Genomic DNA, 19,451 nt, shown 5'->3' with positions numbered 1-19,451 from the left:
GATTATTATCCAATTTCGTTGTCTTACGATATATTCCTTCCTTACCTACGACAGATTATATCGTAAGACAAAAAACAAATATTCGCCCTCAAAAAATTTTTATGAACGAAACAAAAGAGTTCAGCCTACCTTCTTGCCGAAAGGGATAAAAAGAAGTTCCAAAAAGGAACTTCTTTTACTTAATTTCGATATCCGCAGAATGAATGTGATGTACTTTCCCTTCATGGTCCTTCAGAAGCAATACACCATCCTCTGTAATTCCTTTTGCTACGCCTGTAATTGTCTCTCTCATCGTTCGAGCGGTAATTTCTTTCCCGATGCTCACAGCATAACTTTCCCAAAGAATTTTAATGACAGAGAAACCATTTTGTAAATACTCTTCATATAATTTTTCTAGTTGTAAAAAGATTTGTTGCATAAGCTCTGCACGAACAATTGGCTCACCGGATTCAATCGCTAAAGAAGTAGCAATGTGTTGAATTTCCTCATCAAAATGTTCTTGCTTTTGATTCGCATTAATACCAATGCCCATAATGACAGCATTAATTTTATCAGGATCTGCCTGCATTTCTGTTAATATACCTACAGCCTTTTTACCTTGAATTAAAATATCATTCGGCCATTTTATTCCTACGTTTACACCCGTGCACTTTTCAATTGCTTGTGCAACGCTAACAGCCGCTAATAAAGTAAGTTGTGGTGCATGATGAACCGGGATTGATGGACGTAAAATAATACTCATCCAAATGCCTGTTCCTTTTGGTGAATACCATTTCCTGCTTAAACGACCTCTACCCGACGTTTGTTCTTCTGCCACAACAATCGTTCCTTCTTCTGCGCCTTCATAAGCAAGTTTTGCTGCAATATGCTGCGTGGATTCAACAGTTTCTTCAAAATATACCGTTCTACCAATATGTTTCGTTTGTAACCCTAACTGAATTTCATTAGCAGTTACTTTGTCTGGCTTACCCGCAATGCGATAACCTAGTCGACGCACAGCTTCAAGTTCATATCCCTCATTCCGAAGGTCCTCCATATGTTTCCACACAGCGGTTCTTGAACAACCAAGTTTATCACTAATCGTTTGGCCAGATACAAACGCGCCATCCGCTTCTGAAAAAACTTGCAATAACTGCTTTCTTATAGTAGATTGCATTCTTGCAGCCACTCCCTTATACACTCTTTCTCATTACCTACGTTTCCTTGTACGATTGCTTCTTCAATTTTTTGAATCATTTCAGCAACCCACGGACCGGGCTTTTTATTTGCCCATTTTAATAAATCATTCCCAGTCACATTCATTTCTTGGCGACTCTTTATTGGCAATGCTTCAAACAACGTTTGTACCCGTTTAACAGATGTATTATCATAGCTTTCAATTATCGCTTCATATACTCTTTCTGCCATTTCAGCGATATGAATTCCCGTTTTATAAAGAAGGACTGTATCCCAATCCTTCTCCTTTCTCGTACGGAGTGTTAATAAAACTGCGACGATATCTTTTATTTTTTTATTCGAAAACTTCCATTGACGTAAAAAGACAGATGGATGCTCTTCCCCAATACAATATAAGAAGAATGCCCATGCCTCAATGTCCGTTTCAAAAGAATCCCAGTTATACTGCGTAGCTTTTAATAATCTCTCTTCTGACATTTGTAAATATGGAAGATGAGAAAATAGCTTCGTTTCTACTAATTCTTGCAAGCCCTTCACACAATATGTACCAGTTAACAGTTTCTCAAACTCCACTGTAATTCGCTCAATTGCAATATGTTCTAGCAAATGTCCATATGTTTCAATTGCTTGTTTCGTTTTCATTTCTAAAGAAAAACCTAACGTACTTACGAAACGAATACCACGCATCATTCGCAGGGCGTCTTCTTGAAAACGATCCGCAGCATTTCCAACCGTCACAATTTCTCTCTTTTGAATCGCTTGCTGTCCAGCAAATAAATCAACCATCTTGCCTTCTTCTGTCATCGCAATTGCATTCATTGTGAAATCACGACGTTTTAAATCCTCTTCTAATGAACGAACGAATTGAACACTACTAGGTCTTCGAAAATCTTCATATTCGCTCTCTGTTCGAAAAGTGGTTACCTCATAAGGTTCACCATTTTCTACCACAATTACAGTTCCATGCTCAAGACCAACAGGAACATGTCTTGGAAATATAGCCATCACTTCTTCTGGTAAAGCAGATGTCGCAATATCAATATCACCAATTGGCCTATCGATAATAAGATCTCGTACGCTTCCACCGACAAAGTAAGCCTCATGTCCTTGTTGCTTTAAAGTCTCAATAATAGAACTAGCTTTTTTAAATTTTTCCATTTTTGTCATCCCTTAGTACATCGTAGTAAATCGTTTCATATTGTGAGACGATTTTTTCAGAGCGGAACTGCTCGTAAACACTTTCTCTTGCTCGCTCTCCCATATTACGGTGAAGTTCTTCATCCTTTAATAGCTGAATGGCTTGATTTGCCACTCCTGTTGGATTGCCAACTTCACATAAATATCCTGTTTCACCATGTTGAATGACTTCTGGAATACCTCCAACCCTTGTTCCGATACAAGGTACACCACACGCCATCGCTTCTAATAAAACAAGACCAAAACTCTCCTTCTCTGAAAGAAGCAACATTAAATCACTCATCGCAAGTAGCTCTGCAACATTATCTTGCTTCCCTAAGAATAAGACGCGATCTTCAATATGTAGATTTTTCACTATCTGTAAAATCGTGCAAAATTCTGGTCCATCTCCAACAAGAAGCAACTTCGCATCTACTTCTGTAACAATTTTAGCAAATGCCTGAACAACATCTTGAACACGTTTCACTTTACGGAAATTTGAAATGTGAATTAGTATCTTTTCACTCTCACTTATACCGTATTCTTTCTTTAATTGAGACATATCACGCTTGAAATATACACGTTCGTCTATAAAGTTATATACCGTTTGAATGTTTTTATTTGGTTTTACAAGCTCATGCGTTTCGTTAATTAATGAATGCGAGACAGCCGTCACAACATCAGATTGCTCAATACCAAAACGAATTAAATTATTTAGCGAAGGGTCGGAACCTAACACAGTAATATCTGTTCCATGCAAGGTTGTAACAATTTTAATACGCTCTCCAATCATTTGTTTTGCTAAATAAGCACAAATTGCATGTGGTATTGCGTAATGCACATGTAAAATATCTAGGTTTTCTCTTTGTGCAACTTCTGCCATTTTACTCGCTAACGCTAAATCGTATGGTGGATATTGAAATACAGAGTATTGATTTACCGTCACTTCATGAAAATAAATGTTTGGATATACTTTATTTAACCGGAATGGTAAACCCGATGTAATAAAATGAATTTCATGCCCGCGTTCCGCTAATTGCTTTCCTAATTCTGTTCCAACAACTCCAGAACCACCTACAGAAGGATAACATGTAATACCTATTTTTAATTTCATTTACATCCCCCTATTAAATCAGCATGTAATAAAACCGGTTTCTTACTCATAAATCCCTCGGCATATAAGACTCCAACTTCTTTTCCAAACATTTTCTCTCGAGCGACCACAGTTTCAACATAACCTTCTGTTAACGGCGTTTTCACACCATCACTACTTGTTGAAAACTGACTTTCATATGCTTCTAATGCTTCCACTTTTATAGAAAGGTACTCACTTATATCTATACAAAAATTCGGTTTATGAAAACCATTAATCATATAATAATAAAAAGACTCCACACGATGTGGTGGAAGCTCTGGCATATATTTACGAATTCCCGCTGAAAAAATAGCTTCTTCCACAAGTTTTGCACAATTCGCATGATCTGGATGACGATCTTCATAATACGGCGCAAAAACTAGTTTTGGTTTATATGTACGAATCACCTTTACAATTTCACGTATATACTCTTCTTTCATATACAAACCACGGTCTGGCATCGCTAAATTCAGTCTCGTTTTTACTCCCATTATACGAGCTGCCGCCTTTGCTTCTTCTTTTCTCAATTCTATTGTTCCATTAGAAGAAAGATCAGCTTCAGTTAAATCACAAATACCTACTTCATACCCTTGCTTCGTATATTTAGCAATGGTACCTGCCATGCCGATTTCAACATCATCGGCATGAGCACCAAACGCTACTATATGTAATCCACTCATAATTGTTCCCCTCATTTTCTAAACTTACGGTAATCTAAATCTCCTCGCTCTAATGCGTGCATTAACATTTCAGCACTTGCCATATTCGTTGCAAGTGGAATCGCATATACATCACATAGACGAAGCAATGCATTTACATCTGGTTCATGCGGCTGAGCAGTTAGTGGATCCCGGAAAAAAATCACCATATCCATATCATTTTTCGCAATCATGGCACCAATTTCTTGATCACCACCAAGAGGACCCGATTGATATCTTGTTACAACTAAACCAGTTGCCTCCATAATACGAAGTCCTGTCGTCCCTGTTGCAAACAATTCATGTTGTTCAAAAATTGGTTTATATGCGTATGCAAACGAAACCATGTCATTTTTCTTTTTGTCATGTGCGATTAAGGCAATTTTCATCCGTTGTCTCCCCTTTAGTCGATAATGTTTTCTAATCCGTACACAAGATGATCTAAATTCATTACTGTATCAATTGATAATTTTACACCTGACATAAAGGATGCACGATTGAATGAATCATGGCGAACCGTTAACATTTGTCCATCTCCACCAAACATTACTTCTTGGTGTGCAATAAGTCCTGGTAAACGTACACTATGAATGTGAATGCCGTCTACATTTGCACCACGAGCACCTTCTAGTTGCTCTACTTCATTTGGGTGACCTTGCTGCTTTGATTCACGGTTTTGACGAATTAATTCTACTGTTTTTACAGCTGTACCAGATGGTGCATCTAATTTTTGATCATGATGCAATTCAATTACTTCAACATCTTGGAAGTACTTCGCTGCCATTTGTGAGAATTTCATCATAAGAACTGCACCAATTGCAAAGTTTGGAGCGATAATTGTTCCTACTGCTTTTTCTTTCGCATTCTCTGTTAATTGCTTTAGTTCTTCTTCTGTAAATCCAGTTGTACCAATCACAGAACGAAGTCCACGCTCAACTGCTAGTGTAACGTGTTGTTTCCCAACTTCTGGCGTTGTTAAATCTAACAACACATCTGCTTCTACTTCCTCTAAACAAGTATGTAAATCTGCGTAAATTGGCGCTTGTAACGCTGGCATGCCCGGTAAATCAGAGATTTTCTCTCCACCATGCTTATAATCCACTGCTGCTACTAAATTAAAATGTTCCGTTCTTTCCATAAGAAGGACTGCTTCATGTCCCATACGCCCTCTTGGTCCAGCGATAATTACTTTAATTACTTTAATTTCTTTCATTATTCTTTCTCTCCCTCATCAATACGTGTCCAGCGATCTTTATCGCGAGTATTAAATTTATTCATTACAATGTTATGTGCTGTTTCTAAATCAATATTTAAACTATTTGCCATACAAATCATAACAAATAATACATCTCCAAGCTCTTCTTCAATACTACGTTCTGTTTCAGTTGTTTTCTTCGGTTTCTCACCATAATAATGATTAACCTCTCTTGCAAGCTCCCCCATTTCTTCCGTTAAACGAGCCATCATTGCAAGTGGACTGAAATAACCTTCTTTAAACTGACCAATATATGCATCTACTTCTTTCTGCATATCCTTCATCGTTTTTGCTTCCATACAATTCACCTCTAATCCTTCCTCTTTCATGTTAGCCAATTCATCGCGATTTGACAAATATTATTCCCCGCCAAACACCTATTTGCGACCCTTTTTTGGATAGACTATAATAAAGTGAAACTTCTTTTGCATGCTTTTCGCAAAAGATTAGTTGAACCAATCAGATTTTTGTAGCCTTCACTATTTTTACTAACAACTAGAAATTACTTATCATTATGTTTTACCGTTTCAGCGGAGCAATGCAATCTACATAATTAGGGGGATTTCTATATGACATCAAATTTGAAGATTCGAAATATCATTTTCATTTTAATCGGTTCCGCTATTTTTTCTTTCGGTATTGTGAATATCAATATTGAAAATCACCTTGCGGAAGGTGGATTTACCGGTATTACACTATTATTGTATTTTCTATTTAAGTTTGACCCTTCTTACTCAAACTTAATTTTAAATATCCCTATATTTATTATTGGTTGGAAGTTACTTGGAAGAACGACATTTTTATATACACTAATCGGCACCTTTAGCGTATCTTTATTTCTATGGATTTTTCAGCGTTACGATGTTCTGAACTTACATTTAAATTTACAAAATGATATGACACTCGCGGCTTTATTCGCCGGGGCATTTATTGGTATCGGTCTTGGAATAATATTTAAATATGGCGGGACTACTGGCGGTGTAGATATTATCGCGAGACTCGCTCATAAATATGTTGGCTGGAGTATGGGGAAAACGATGTTTATGTTTGATGCTATCGTCATTATCGTCTCGATTATTACATATTTATCATACCGCGAGGGCATGTATACGTTAGTTGCTGTTTTTATCGGTGCTAAGGTCATTGATTTTATGCAAGAAGGAGCCTATGCGGCGAAAGGAGCAACTATTATCTCAGATAAAAACGATGAAATTGCTGCCAAAATTTTATCTGATATGGAACGCGGAGCTACTTTTTTAAAAGCTGTTGGATCGTATACAAAAGTGGAACGGAACGTATTATATTGCGTTGTTGCTAAAAATGAAATCGTGAAATTAAAAAATATTATTACTTCTGTAGATCCTCATGCCTTTGTTGCAGTAAGTGATGTACATGATGTAGTTGGTGAAGGTTTTACATTAGATGAAAATAAAAATCCGTTACATACATAAACTCAACTAGAAAAGCTCTCTAGCTTTTCTAGTTTTTTATTACATGTTTTTTAAGTTTCTCTAAATCCTCATAAATAAGCTCCAATAAACTCCGATTATAAAAAATGGAAGCAGGATGAAAAGTCGGGAAAATATGATATTCTTTCTCTGACCATGTAAACGCTGCACTTTGCATATCCTTTACTTTTTGAATAGGCTGTTTTAATAATTGTCCGTGCACATCAGTTATTTTTTTATTTTTTCCTGTTAAACGTTGAAGGCCGATATTTCCAAGTGTGACGATAAGATTCGGATTTATTTTCTCTAATTCATAATCTAACAAAGGGGCATGGGCAAGTATTTCTCCTTGATTTGGCGTTCTATTATACTTTTTCTGTATGATTTCACCATTTCGTTCTTTTTTCTCTCGCCACTTATAAGGTCTACTCCGAACAGCGCTCGTAATATATACTTCTTCCCTTGTAACATGAATCCGTTCTAAAAAACCCATTAATTGTTTTCCCGCTCTCCCGCTAAACGGAATCCCATTATGAATTTCTGTTTCACCAGGCGCTTCTCCTAACAACATAAATTTTGGATTTTCAGGACCTTGTCCACTTAAAAAGCCTTCTAACTGATAAGAAGCGCTTTGTTCTTTCACTTGTTTTACTATATGACTTGGATATTTCACTTCCCCCACCGCCTTTCCGCATTACTTCTATTCCTTCTATTATTTCTATTTGCAATACATTATATAATTCAATCCACAATATAAAAAAAGACTATCAAAATTGATAGTCTTTAGTCGTCGCTACGCTGCATACCAGTATACATTAATACGAGACGTAATAATTCAAATACCGCTACAGCTGCAGCCGCTACATATGTTAATGCTGCCGCATTTAATACTTTACGAGCTTGGCCATATTCATCTGTTGATACGATACCTAACGCTTCAATTTGTTGCATTGCACGCTTTGATGCATCAAATTCAACAGGTAATGTAACAAGTTGGAACACAACACCTGCTGCCATTAAAATGATACCTAATAACAACAAATTAGACATAGATGCAAAGGCACCAATCATAATAAATACCCAAGAAATATTTGATCCAAAGTTTGCAACTGGCACTAACGAATGACGAATACGCATAAAGTTATAATCTTTTGCGTCTTGAATTGCGTGTCCTACTTCGTGTGCTGCAACTGCTGTACCAGCAACTGAATGACCGTAATAGTTATCTGTTGATAATCGAACTGTTTTGGCAGTTGGATCATAATGGTCTGATAAATGACCTGGTGTTTCTTCTACAGCTACGTTGTATAATCCATTCTCATCTAAAATTTTTCGAGCCACTTCCGCTCCTGTCATACCTGAAGTTGAATAAACTTGTGAATACTTGCTATAGGCACTACGTACTTTTGACTGTGCATACAACGGTATGATCATTATGATCGCGAAGTAAATTAAATAAAACATCATGAACCTCTGAACCTCCGTTGAAGTTTTAATTATAGTACTTCTCATTCTATTTTCTTCTGACATCATTGTCAATGAATAAACCTTACAATCCATATCTTTATTTATTGCATTATCTATTCTTAGAGTGTACATTACTTTTTCTTTTTTCTCTCTCTCCTTTATACTTTCTCCATCCAACATAAGTTAATGTGAATAAAATAAGACCTCCAGTAATTGTCATAAACCAAATGAGAGAGGGTGCAATTTCATCTTTTTTTACTGTGTGAAATATTTTTTGCAAATCCCCTTTAATGATTCCTACTTGCATTTGCCCACCTTTCGTATTTAACATAACGTTACGAAATTCATCCAAATAAGATAAATGGGCATTTACACGCTGCACTTCGTTTTCTGGCAGAGCAATCATTAAACTTGGATAAATAATATTAAATTCATGTAAAAATGTGTTTAACGTTTGCTGAAACTGTCCCGTATCTTCTTTTTTCATCGCTTTTTCCATTTGAGAAAAGGCACCCATTACTTTTCTTTCTCTTTCCATCCAAAGTGGTTGATATTTCGACACTTGCGCATCAACAGCGAGCTGCAGGGCTAACACATTATCAATTTTAACTTGTTTACCTAAATCTGTTTCCGAGAGAGATTGTTTCGCCTTGTCGTAAGCTAAAGAAATAACTCTAACTTGATCTGGCGTTACTTCTTGCTTCTTTTCATTCCCCTTTATAACAAACTGCTCGGAGAAATGTTGTAATACTTGTACTGCTTTTTCATCTTCATTACGCTTCACTAATTGTAATGAGTCGTCTAACAACCCTGTTAGTTCACTCCACTCTTCAGCATATATACGTAACGGAAACATTATAATTAGAAATGCTATTAATCCAATTAATGTTCTCTTCATCACGGTCCCCCCTATAACTACTAGTACAAAATATGTTAATTTGGACAAGAATAGAACAGTACTAGACCGAAAAATATATTATCGTTTTACAAACAAAAAAATTCTCTTTAAACAGAGAATTTTTCCTTTGAAATCCTTTTCTTTTTTACGAAATATCTATACAAGCTGTAACAAAGTATGCTGCCGCATAAAATAAATAATAAAATTGCACACGCAGCATGCATAAAGAATTCTTCTGGTAACATTAATATAATTGGATCCGTTTCAATATCAAACATCCAATAATCATTACTGAATAAAAGCTTATGGAATAATACAAAACTCTTTTCAAAATTAATAGCGATCGGTAACATGAGCGCGATCGGTAACATAATTGTTAAAATTGATCCGTGCAGTAAAAACTTTTCATTTTTCTTTTTTAATAAATAAATCCCGCCTATTATTGCAATCATAACTGTCGCATACATTACATATTGAATCTTTACTAAAATATTTTTAACATCTACAAAATGAATACGGCCATTTGTAGACATATCTAATGTTGGCAACTGCAATGCTCCATCATAAAACGGCGATAAATATGTAATAAGCACATCATAATTTCTTTTAATATCATCCTTCGTCATATCCGCTAAATCTGGAATGTTTAAAAAATCAATTTCAAAATAATATAGCCATTTTCCGTATACAACCGCCGTTGTTGCGAGTGCAAATATAGAAAATGCGATGCTATATGAAACAACTATAGTAATCAATCGATCCAATATTTTTGTACCACTCTTATTTTTCTTCATTTTCTCCCCCTAAATGTTCTAACTATCATAAAGAAAACTGTTTTCGGTTCTCACGCAAGCAATAATAATATGTAAGACATAGTGTGATGATGCTTAGCCAAAACGTAAAGTAACCAATTTCTTCTACAAACAAATGCATAATTCCATATCTCGGCATTTGCCAAAATAAATAATCAATTGCATCATTATGTAATGTCCATATAGCCGCTACCGCAAAATGCCATTTTTTTATACGGTAAAACGGTGCATATAACAATCCTTGTACTGCCATCGCAAAGTGCGAAAGCATTAACATATACCCCATAAGACCAATAGGACCTTTTACATAGATCATAATTGCATTTACAACAACAGCCCATATACCATATTTCATTAAAGTAACAATCGCTAGCGCCTCTATTAATCCCCAATTTCTCTTTCTTAAAAAAGCAATTAAAACAAAGACAAAAAAGAGACTCGCCATCGGGCTATCGGGTACAAACGGCCAAAATATAGGTGAGGTTTCTTTTAATTGATTTCCATACCATATAAATCCGTATATTGTACCTAATATGTTAATAACTAATAAAAATAATAATATAGAGCGTTGTCTTAACATTGCATACAAATAAACCAAGCTGTATGTCCAACACCTTTCAAACAAAGTCATTCTTTCCTCAAACTCTACTCTATTATATAGTAAACTTTCTTTCATCAAAATAAAAAGCTGACTACAAAATTTGTAGTCAGCTTTTTATTATTTTTTATTATACTTAGCAATGAATTCCGAAAGCTTCTTCAATTCCTCATCCGTACCTTTAAATACGCCTTTAGGCATTGAACCTTTTCCATCTTTCGCAATTTTAGCAATTTCTTCTGGCTTTAAAGTTAAATTTTGCAGTGCCGGTGCTGCTGCCCCGCCCTGTAAATTGTCACCGTGACATGTTAAACAAGTATTTTTTTGCATTAATTTATAGCCGTCATCATTTTTATCAACTGGTGCTGTTTTTACAATTGCTCCTTGTTTTTTTGCAGCTTCCCAGTCGTGGTGTGCTACAGATTCCCAAGTTAAAAAGATAATCGATGCAATTGCTAAAAGCATAAATCCAGTTGCTACAGGACGCTTCAATGGGCGTCTTTCTGGTCCTCGATCAAGAAATGGAGCTAACAGTAATGCGCCAAACGCAATCCCTGGCATAATAAACGCTCCAATTACAGTAAATGAACCAGAAGCATAAGAATACTTTAATAACTGATACAAGAATAAGAAATACCAATCTGGAAGTGGTATATATCCGGCATCAGTTGGATCCGCCATTCTCTCAAGTGGTGACGGATGCGCCACTGTTAAACATAAATAACCGATTAAAAAAACTGCACCAACCATCCATTCTTTTAACAAGAAGTTCGGCCAAAACGCTTCTGTTTTTCCTGGGTATTCAGAATAGTCTTTTGGAATATTTGGTTTCCGAGCTACTGGTACCCGAGAATCTCCTACAAACTTCATCCCTTTGCCGCGATGCATAATCTCCCTCCTTTAGTTCTTTCCCCTTTAATTTAGCAATCTCTTATAGCGGACCGGAAATACCTTGTTTGCGAATCATGATGAAGTGGAAGGCCATTAAACCTAGAAGTGCTGCTGGTAAGAAGAAGACGTGAATAGCAAAGAAGCGAGTTAATGTTTGAGCGCCAACAATTTCGGAATGACCAGCGAGTAATGTTTTAATATAAGGACCAATGAGCGGCGTTTGCTCTGCAATTTGAATCCCTACTTTCGTAGCAAATAATGCTTTCATATCCCACGGTAATAAATATCCGGTAAAACCAAGACCTAACATAACAAAGAAAATAAGAACACCAACAATCCAGTTTAACTCACGAGGCTTTTTATACGCACCCTGGAAGAAAACTCTAAGTGTATGTAAAAACATCATTACAATGACGAGACTAGCGCCCCAGTGGTGCATACCACGAACAATTTGTCCATATGCAACTTCATTTTGTAAATAATAAACCGATTCCCAAGCATTTTTAATATCAGGCACATAATACATCGTCAAAAACATTCCTGATAAAATTTGAATTACAGTAACGAAAAAGGTAAGTCCTCCAAAGCAATAAACGAATGCAGAAAAGTGATGTGCCGGGTTTACATGTTCAGGTACTTCATGATCAGCGATATCACGCCATATTGGTGTAATATCTAACCTTTCATCTACCCAATCATAAATTTTATTTAGCATCTACTTTGCACCCCCTTTTGGCTTCGCTTTGCCTAAATACAGCGTTCCATCTTTTACTTTGGACTCGTATACATCAAGCGGAGCAAGGGGCGGCGTGCCTTTAATGTTCATCCCGTCTTTTGTGTAACGGCCCCCGTGACATGGACAAAAGAATTGATTCGGATGTGCTTTGTCCGAATTCCAGTTAACTGTACATCCTAAATGTTTACATACTGGAGAGAACGCAACAATGTCTCCGCTTTCATCTTTATGAACCCAAGCTGATTTTGGCTCTTCGGACTTGTACCAACCATCAACCTGCTTCACCTTAAAGTCGAAACGTTTCGGCTCTGTTGTAATATCCTTTACTTGTGCAACAGCAACCATATCCGTTCCCGCTTCTTTTCTTAACACCGGATCAAGCGCAAATCGCGTCATCGGCATTAAAATACCCGCTGCCATAAAGCCTCCTACCCCTGTAAGGGTGTAATTTAAAAACTGTCTTCTTGATACACGATGTTCTTTCTCGCTCACGAAAATTTCCCCCCTCTATCAGAAATTGTCCCCTCGTGATAAATTATATAAAAAATAAAAACTAGGACACTATCATGATATAATACGCTTAGGTACAGGTCAATATCATACTACTCATAATAATAAGAACTTTCTGTTTATTATTACTTTCCCCATTTTTCTTCTAACATCACCATTATATTTTTTATATGTGCATGAATAACTTCTCTTTTCGCTTGATCACTAAATTGTTCTAACGCTAATGAAGGAAACCAAAATAAATCTCCTTGTAACTCTTGCATATCTTCTTTCCATGAAAAATCACTTGTAACATAAGCAATATGCTTAAAACCTTGCTTTTGCAAATGATTTGTCCATTCTTGCAAACGACCTTTTTCATTTTTTTGACTTTCTACTAAATACGTAAATGCCGGTAGTAAAAGTACTCTTCCTTTATATTCTCTTTCCAACTCCATACTCAACAATTCGATAAATTCACCTTGTTCTACTACCATTTTCATTTCTTTTGCTGCCGAAATTGATAAAAGTGGTATAACACCGGTATCTACATACTCTCTTGCTTGCTCAAACTGCTCCACATCTTTTACACTCCATTTCAAATATCTTCCCTCCCTTCACCTGCAAATGACAGAACTTTCACTTTATATATATTAAACCATACTAAAAGAGGTAAAAAAAGAAAAACTACCTATATTAAGGTAGTTTTTCTTAAAAAGTCTGAAATTTGTAAAATTTTATGAATCCAAATGAATTCTATAACATCTTTAACTCAGCTGTTAACTTATGAAACGCTTCCTTATCTTGCTTATCCAGCGCTTCATCAATTTGTTTCAAAAGACGTTCTCTTCTAAAAGAAAATACACTTTCTTCTAAAAATCTTTCTGCAAGTAAACGATCTTTTTCATTTACTTCAATATGCTTTGGTAAATACGGGTTTTCTTCTAATACAGCTACATAATTGGCATTTTGAAACGATGATTTAAAATTGAGTTGAATATAAATATCTTCATCTCGATTTAAACGAATATCATGAAACGATTTTTCAGCATCTGTTGTCATAACATTTTGTTTAAAAAAGTGAAACGGTGTGTCTTTCACACAATTCGCGGACATCACTAAACCACGCGGACAATATTTTGCATGCTCTACGAAGTGGACTTTATGCATCAATTGGTCATGACTCATTAAATAATTCAAAATCCATACGCATTCACGCTGTTTCAGTTGGTAATTATTCAAAAACCATTTTACAAAATCCTTCTTCTCGTTTACAGAAACAGGGGTATTCATAGCAATTAAGTCCCTCCTCTGTCTTTCTCTTTTCTTTTTAGATTCAAGAAGCGGTATTCAGTTTCCTTCCAACTTATGAAAAATCCTCTAAATTATATAACAATTCTTCAATATGAATTTGTGTCGGGTCTAGTTGTATTAACTGAGTAAATACTTCTTTCGCCTCTTTTCGCATACCTTCTTCCAATAAGAAATAACCGTACTCTTCCAAGAAGTCTGGATGATTCTTAAAAGAAGTATATGCACTTTCATAGTGTTTTAATGCATCCGAATACATTTCTAATTGTTTTTTTGCAAACGCAAGATCCCAAAGTAGTTGTGTATCTGGTTCTCCGCTATCAATCGCACGCTCTACAACTGCAATTAACTCTTCATATTTTTCTTGTTCTTTTAAGATATACGCATATTTTAATATCGCACCTAAATGTCCTGGATCTAACTCAAGCGCTTTTTGAAGCACTTCCTCTGCTTCCGCTATTTTTCCTAATTTCGCCGCAATGTTCGCTAATTCTACATAAAATGGTACAGAAAGCTCATCTACTTTAATTCCTTCTTGAAGTGTTTCATAGCTTTCTTGAAGCATTCCTTCTTTTTCATAGCTTTTCGCCAAATACATGTACAGCGATGCATACTCCGGATCTAATTCTTTTAGTTCTTGCCAAGCACCAATTGCTCTTTGGTATTCTTCACCTTGGTATAATGTGAAGGCATATCCAAATAATGAGTGGATATCTTTTTGTTCCTCTAAACCTGCTTCATAGTAAGAGATCGCTTCTTCCCAATTTCCAATCGCACTTAACGTTTCTGCGAGGCGAAGTGCAATGACAACACCACCCATGACTTTATGTTCTGCTAATAGCGACTCATAATGAGTGATTGCCTTTTGTTCTTCACCTTTACTACTATATAACTCTGCTAATCCAAACGTAATAACAGGTTCGTCAGGCATCATTTCTTTCGCCTTTAATAGTTTTTGTTCTGCTACATCATCGAAACCTTGCATTTGGAATAAATCTGCAACAAGTAATAACGATTGAACATATAAGTCATCATTTTCTGGAATATCATGAAGCACTTCAATCGCTTCATCTTCTTTGTCTAGATCAATATATAATTCTGCTAAAAATACAGTGAATTCACTTTCTTCCGGATACAATAAACGCAAGTCTTCTGTAATAGCTAACGCTTCATCCGTAAATCCAAGTGTATGATAATAGCGAGCGATATCATACTTCTCTTCATCATTCGCAATTTTTAATTGTTCTTTTAATAATTGTAATCCTTTTTCCGCTTCACCATTTTCAATATATGAAACAGCTTGTTCAAACTTTTGCATAAACGTCTCCTTTAATTCTAACAAATATTATTTTCTGTTCATTTACCCCGATTGGTGCGGGCTAATAATCAGTGAGGGGCTGAGCATCCCCTCACTGATTAAAGTTTCACTTTATCATAAGCAACTAGGTGTACGAACGCAACCTTTAGAATGAGCATACTTCTTCTTGTACTTTCACTGATAACGATTCGAATATGACACCGATACCGCATTACTACTTTCTATTGTACCGTTTTCTTTCATTACCGTGCAAATAACTTCCCTTATTAATTATTAACACGCACGGATCAAGCTTTACAGGCCTTCATTTAAATAAAAAAGACTCCTATATTAGGAGCCTTCACAAACTCTTAAGAGTATGTTTCTTCTTTCTTTACTTGCTCGTTTACAAGCTCTTTTAATAATTCTATAATTTCATCATTTTCTTCTTTCAAACCGACAGTAATACGAATACCATCCTGTATACCAAATGCAGCACCAGAACGAATAATATATCCTTTCTTCATTAATCGTTCGAAAGCCTCATTACCAGGAATACCGAGTTTTAAGAAAATGAAATTTGTTTGAGATGGATAATAGAATACGTTATATTCCTTACAAAATGCGTAATATTGATTTAATCCTTCTTCATTCTTTTTCACACATTCTTGTAAAAATACTTGATCTTCTAATGCAGCGAGTGCTACAGCCTGCGCTACAGTCGATGTATTAAATGGTAACCTTGCTACTTCTAGCTGCCCGATTAAATTCGCATTACCAACCGCATATCCGATACGGAAAGCAGCTAAACCATATGCTTTTGAAAACGTGCGTAAAACCATAAGATTTTCATACTTTTCAAGAAGTGGTAATGTTTGCGGATAGTCTTCTGCCCCCGCATATTCATAATATGCTTCGTCCATAATAATGAGCGCTGACTTAGGAACTGATTCTAAAAATGAAAGTAATTTTTGTTTCTCTACATATGTACCTGTCGGATTATTCGGGTTACAAATCCATACAATCTTCGTTTTATCATCTACTTGCTGTAACATCGCATCTAAATCGTGAATGCCATCTTTAAGTGATACTTCACGAACTTCTGCTCCTTCAATAACAGCATGGTGATGGTATTGCGAGAATGTTGGATTCGCCATTACAACATTTGTTCCTTCATGTAGTAATGCACGGCTAATCATTTGAATGACTTCATCTAATCCACTACCAAATAACAGTTGTTCTGCTTTAACACCTAACTGCTCTGCTACTTTTGTCCGAAGTTCAAATGCATATCCATCTGGATAAAGAGCGTATTGACTCGCTAAAGAAGTTAATGCTTCTGTTACGCGTGCTGAGCAACCGAATGGATTTTCGTTCGATGCTAATTTCACAATTTTTGATAATCCATATTCCCTTTTTACTTCTTCAGTATTTTTCCCAGGTACATATGCTCTCAAAGTTAACAATTGCTCTTTCACTCTCATTTTTCTTCCCCCAGTCATTTTATTCAATTACAATACGGTTATAATCCCTTACTATAATCGTTTATCATTACCGTCACTATTACGAGAATACCTCTAAACAAGCACTTCGCACCTTTTAAACCATATCCTTTTGAAATGCCTCTAACGCAATATGAACAGTCTCATCTGGAATAGATACGACATTCACTACCCCATATTCCTGCATAAGCACCATATGAATCGCTCCAGCATTTGCTTTCTTATCCTGTTTCATCAATTGAACGAGGCGCTCCACATTCAAATCACTTGGCATTTTTGGATAGCCGTACTTTAAGAACCACTGCTTCATCTCTTCATAGGAAAGATCAACCTTGTACACTTGCTCACTTAAAAACAAGGCAAATAACATTCCAACCGCTACTCCGTCACCGTGAGTAATATTTCCATATCCTAGTTCTTTTTCAAGAGCATGGCCTAACGTATGTCCAAAGTTCAAATGGGCACGTACACCTTTTTCTGTTTCATCTTGTGATACAATATTTTCCTTTACAGGAATTGCCTTCGTTAATATATGGATTAACTTCTCATCACGAAGATCCGCTAATGTTTGCACTTCTTCTTTTAACCAATGATACAGCTTTACATCACCAATAAGAGCATGTTTTATCACTTCTGCATAACCTGAACGCCACTCTTTTTCAGGAAGTGACTGTAAAAACGGCGTATGATATACAACTGCTTCCGGTTGATGGAATGCACCGATCATATTTTTACCTAACGGATGATTGATCGCTACTTTCCCACCTACAGCGCTATCGTGAGCTAATAAAGTCGTTGGAACTTGAACGAAGCGAATTCCACGCATAAACGACGCAGCAACAAAACCAGCTAAATCTCCAATCATCCCGCCTCCAAGTGCGATAATTAAAGAATTTCTATCTAATTTATTTTCAAGAGCTGACGTATGAGCCGCATAGAAATTTTCAAAAGACTTCTCTTTTTCACCACTCGGTACGACAAATGAAAATACGTTTTGCTCTATTTGCAATGCATCTACAACTGTCTGTAAATGGAAAGATGCAACAGCTTCATCTGAAATGATCATGATATTTGATACAGATGGCTGCATGTTTTGAATGATTGTTGTCAAATGTGACAACGATTCTTTTCCTACATGTACATCATATTCTTTTGATTTCGTTTGAATATGTATGTTTCCCATTAAAATCCCCTCGCATATTCATTATGTTTCTCAATATTTTCACGAATAAGGTCCATACGATCTAATCCGAATTGTTCTATTAAAGCTGTCGCTAATTCCCAAGCCACAACCGCTTCTGCAACGACACTAGCTGCTGGCACAGCACAACTATCTGAACGTTCAATGCTCGCTGTAAAAGGCTCTTTCGTTTCAATATCTACACTTTGAAGAGGTTTATATAGTGTAGGGATCGGTTTCATCACACCGCGCACAACAATTGGCATTCCAGTCGTCATACCGCCTTCTAATCCACCTGCATTATTTGTTCTTCGTGTATATCCATGTTCCTCATTCCACAGAATTTCATCATGAACTTCACTTCCCGGTCTATGCGCTGCTTCAAAACCAATTCCAATCTCGACGCCTTTAAAAGCATTAATGCTCATAATTGCGGCTGCTAATTTCGCATCCAGTTTTCGATCATAATGCACATAGCTACCGACCCCAATTGGCATTCCTTCCACAATCACTTCAACGATTCCACCGATTGAATCTCCATTTGCTTTCGCATCATCAATTGCTTTCATCATTTGGTTACCTGCTTCTTCATCTAAGCAACGTACAGGTGATGCTTCTGTAATACTTTTTAATTCTTCAATTGAACTATACGTAATTTCCTGAGCCTCAACACCGCCAATTTCAATTACATGGCCCGCCACTGTAATACCAAGTTCTGCTAACACTTTTTTAGCAACCGCACCAGCAGCAACACGCACTGTCGTTTCGCGTGCTGAAGAACGCTCCAGTACATTTCTCATATCTCTATGACCATATTTAATCGCACCATTTAAATCAGCATGTCCAGGTCTTGGTTTTGTTACTTTCCTTTTCATTTCTTTTTCTTCTTGTTCCGTTAAAGGCTCTGCGCCCATAATTTTTGTCCAATGTGCAAAATCACGATTTTCAACAACAAGTGCAATTGGAGAACCTAATGTCTCTCCATGTCTAACACCACTTACAATTTGCACTTGATCTGTTTCAATTTGCATGCGTCTACCACGCCCATGCCCCTTTTGCCTTCTAGCTAACTCTTCATTTATATCATCCGCTACTAAAGGCAGTCCTGCTGGAACACCTTCTATAATCGTTGTAAGTTGTGGACCATGAGATTCACCAGCTGTAATATATCGCATACGTTATTCCTCTTTTCGTATATGTATTTATCTCGCTATATTAAGCAATGATATTATCTTTCCTTACTCTAAAAATATGAAAGAAATTATATATTTGATCAGCCATTCGCTTATTCTCCGATAGGCCTTTTACTTTACATATCAATATATCATAACAGCTCTAACTTCGTAACTAATTGAAATAAAAAAAGTGCAAGAAGAATACCC

Annotated in this window: 22 protein-coding genes; 1 reads left to right on the top strand and 21 read right to left on the bottom strand. The window is 36.3% G+C overall.

Features of this window, described 5'->3' with window-relative positions; translation table 11 throughout:
* Positions 1-175 precede the first annotated feature (175 nt).
* From AC3WTA_RS15315 to AC3WTA_RS15285, 7 genes are read right to left on the bottom strand one after another with little or no spacing between them, the layout of a single operon-like run.
* Entirely contained in the window at positions 176-1,156 is a 981-nt protein-coding gene (locus AC3WTA_RS15315) for a biotin--[acetyl-CoA-carboxylase] ligase (protein ID WP_001192031.1), read from the bottom strand.
* Entirely contained in the window at positions 1,141-2,334 is a 1,194-nt protein-coding gene (locus tag AC3WTA_RS15310; protein ID WP_000410453.1) for a CCA tRNA nucleotidyltransferase, read from the bottom strand. The genes AC3WTA_RS15315 and AC3WTA_RS15310 overlap by 16 nt, the downstream gene beginning before the upstream one ends.
* Positions 2,321-3,466, bottom strand: coding sequence for an N-acetyl-alpha-D-glucosaminyl L-malate synthase BshA (gene bshA / locus AC3WTA_RS15305; RefSeq protein ID WP_000768303.1), 1,146 nt, complete (start codon positions 3,464-3,466; stop codon positions 2,321-2,323). The genes AC3WTA_RS15310 and bshA overlap by 14 nt, the downstream gene beginning before the upstream one ends.
* Complete coding sequence (gene bshB1 / locus AC3WTA_RS15300) at positions 3,463-4,167, bottom strand: bacillithiol biosynthesis deacetylase BshB1 (RefSeq protein ID WP_000015679.1); 705 nt, start codon at positions 4,165-4,167, stop codon at positions 3,463-3,465. The genes bshA and bshB1 overlap by 4 nt, the downstream gene beginning before the upstream one ends.
* Before the next feature lie 11 nt (positions 4,168-4,178).
* Positions 4,179-4,574: a methylglyoxal synthase gene (gene mgsA, locus AC3WTA_RS15295; RefSeq protein ID WP_000684766.1), complete on the bottom strand. Its 396-nt coding sequence runs from the start codon at positions 4,572-4,574 to the stop codon at positions 4,179-4,181.
* A gap of 14 nt (positions 4,575-4,588) precedes the next feature.
* Positions 4,589-5,389 carry a dihydrodipicolinate reductase gene (gene dapB / locus AC3WTA_RS15290; RefSeq protein WP_033659192.1) on the bottom strand — a complete coding sequence of 267 codons (801 nt, stop codon included), beginning with the start codon at positions 5,387-5,389 and terminating at the stop codon, positions 4,589-4,591.
* 8 nt (positions 5,390-5,397) lie between these two features.
* Complete coding sequence (locus AC3WTA_RS15285; protein ID WP_001992677.1) at positions 5,398-5,739, bottom strand: nucleotide pyrophosphohydrolase; 342 nt, start codon at positions 5,737-5,739, stop codon at positions 5,398-5,400.
* A 270-nt stretch (positions 5,740-6,009) separates the two neighbouring features.
* Here AC3WTA_RS15285 and AC3WTA_RS15280 point away from each other — a divergent pair, with 270 nt between their 5' ends.
* Positions 6,010-6,891, top strand: a complete 882-nt coding sequence (locus AC3WTA_RS15280) for a YitT family protein (protein ID WP_000203309.1) — start codon at positions 6,010-6,012, stop codon at positions 6,889-6,891.
* A 28-nt stretch (positions 6,892-6,919) separates the two neighbouring features.
* Here the strand turns inward: AC3WTA_RS15280 and AC3WTA_RS15275 are convergent, their stop codons facing one another.
* The 14 genes from AC3WTA_RS15275 to aroC all read right to left on the bottom strand — a co-directional run bounded on the left by AC3WTA_RS15275 (position 6,920) and on the right by aroC (position 19,244).
* On the bottom strand, positions 6,920-7,561 hold the full coding sequence (locus AC3WTA_RS15275) for a uracil-DNA glycosylase (protein WP_000876950.1): 642 nt from the start codon (positions 7,559-7,561) through the stop codon (positions 6,920-6,922).
* A 110-nt stretch (positions 7,562-7,671) separates the two neighbouring features.
* Positions 7,672-8,352: a zinc metallopeptidase gene (locus tag AC3WTA_RS15270; RefSeq protein ID WP_002096760.1), complete on the bottom strand. Its 681-nt coding sequence runs from the start codon at positions 8,350-8,352 to the stop codon at positions 7,672-7,674.
* A gap of 112 nt (positions 8,353-8,464) precedes the next feature.
* Positions 8,465-9,253: a sporulation protein YpjB gene (gene ypjB / locus AC3WTA_RS15265; RefSeq protein WP_000831598.1), complete on the bottom strand. Its 789-nt coding sequence runs from the start codon at positions 9,251-9,253 to the stop codon at positions 8,465-8,467.
* Between the two features lie 107 nt (positions 9,254-9,360).
* The gene (gene lit, locus AC3WTA_RS15260; protein ID WP_000739737.1) at positions 9,361-10,047 is read right to left on the bottom strand and encodes a lipoprotein intramolecular transacylase Lit; all 687 of its coding nucleotides are present in this window, start codon (positions 10,045-10,047) and stop codon (positions 9,361-9,363) included.
* A 25-nt stretch (positions 10,048-10,072) separates the two neighbouring features.
* Positions 10,073-10,663 carry a lipoprotein heptaprenylglyceryl N-acetyltransferase LhaT gene (gene lhaT, locus AC3WTA_RS15255; RefSeq protein ID WP_000262811.1) on the bottom strand — a complete coding sequence of 197 codons (591 nt, stop codon included), beginning with the start codon at positions 10,661-10,663 and terminating at the stop codon, positions 10,073-10,075.
* A gap of 120 nt (positions 10,664-10,783) precedes the next feature.
* Positions 10,784-11,551 carry a menaquinol-cytochrome c reductase cytochrome b/c subunit gene (gene qcrC, locus AC3WTA_RS15250; protein ID WP_000554600.1) on the bottom strand — a complete coding sequence of 256 codons (768 nt, stop codon included), beginning with the start codon at positions 11,549-11,551 and terminating at the stop codon, positions 10,784-10,786.
* Positions 11,552-11,594: 43 nt separating this feature from the next.
* Complete coding sequence (gene qcrB / locus AC3WTA_RS15245; RefSeq protein ID WP_000932700.1) at positions 11,595-12,269, bottom strand: menaquinol-cytochrome c reductase cytochrome b subunit; 675 nt, start codon at positions 12,267-12,269, stop codon at positions 11,595-11,597.
* The gene (gene qcrA / locus AC3WTA_RS15240) at positions 12,270-12,782 is read right to left on the bottom strand and encodes a menaquinol-cytochrome c reductase iron-sulfur subunit (RefSeq protein WP_001290419.1); all 513 of its coding nucleotides are present in this window, start codon (positions 12,780-12,782) and stop codon (positions 12,270-12,272) included.
* A gap of 143 nt (positions 12,783-12,925) precedes the next feature.
* The gene (locus AC3WTA_RS15235; RefSeq protein ID WP_000872168.1) at positions 12,926-13,381 is read right to left on the bottom strand and encodes a YpiF family protein; all 456 of its coding nucleotides are present in this window, start codon (positions 13,379-13,381) and stop codon (positions 12,926-12,928) included.
* 154 nt (positions 13,382-13,535) lie between these two features.
* A complete protein-coding gene (locus tag AC3WTA_RS15230) occupies positions 13,536-14,072 on the bottom strand; it encodes a ReoY family proteolytic degradation factor (protein WP_001095922.1) in 537 nt (178 codons plus the stop codon).
* A gap of 73 nt (positions 14,073-14,145) precedes the next feature.
* The gene (locus AC3WTA_RS15225; RefSeq protein WP_001168667.1) at positions 14,146-15,408 is read right to left on the bottom strand and encodes a tetratricopeptide repeat protein; all 1,263 of its coding nucleotides are present in this window, start codon (positions 15,406-15,408) and stop codon (positions 14,146-14,148) included.
* A gap of 350 nt (positions 15,409-15,758) precedes the next feature.
* Positions 15,759-16,871: a histidinol-phosphate transaminase gene (hisC, locus tag AC3WTA_RS15220; protein ID WP_001264044.1), complete on the bottom strand. Its 1,113-nt coding sequence runs from the start codon at positions 16,869-16,871 to the stop codon at positions 15,759-15,761.
* 115 nt (positions 16,872-16,986) lie between these two features.
* The gene (aroB, locus tag AC3WTA_RS15215; protein ID WP_492332923.1) at positions 16,987-18,072 is read right to left on the bottom strand and encodes a 3-dehydroquinate synthase; all 1,086 of its coding nucleotides are present in this window, start codon (positions 18,070-18,072) and stop codon (positions 16,987-16,989) included.
* Entirely contained in the window at positions 18,072-19,244 is a 1,173-nt protein-coding gene (aroC, locus tag AC3WTA_RS15210; protein WP_001269357.1) for a chorismate synthase, read from the bottom strand. The genes aroB and aroC overlap by 1 nt, the downstream gene beginning before the upstream one ends.
* Between the last annotated feature and the right edge of the window lie 207 nt (positions 19,245-19,451).

Source organism: Bacillus sp. EB106-07-01-XG149, from assembly GCF_058791555.1.
The sequence above is the reverse complement of the archived record's forward strand: the minus strand, read 5'-3'. Positions and strand labels throughout refer to the sequence as shown.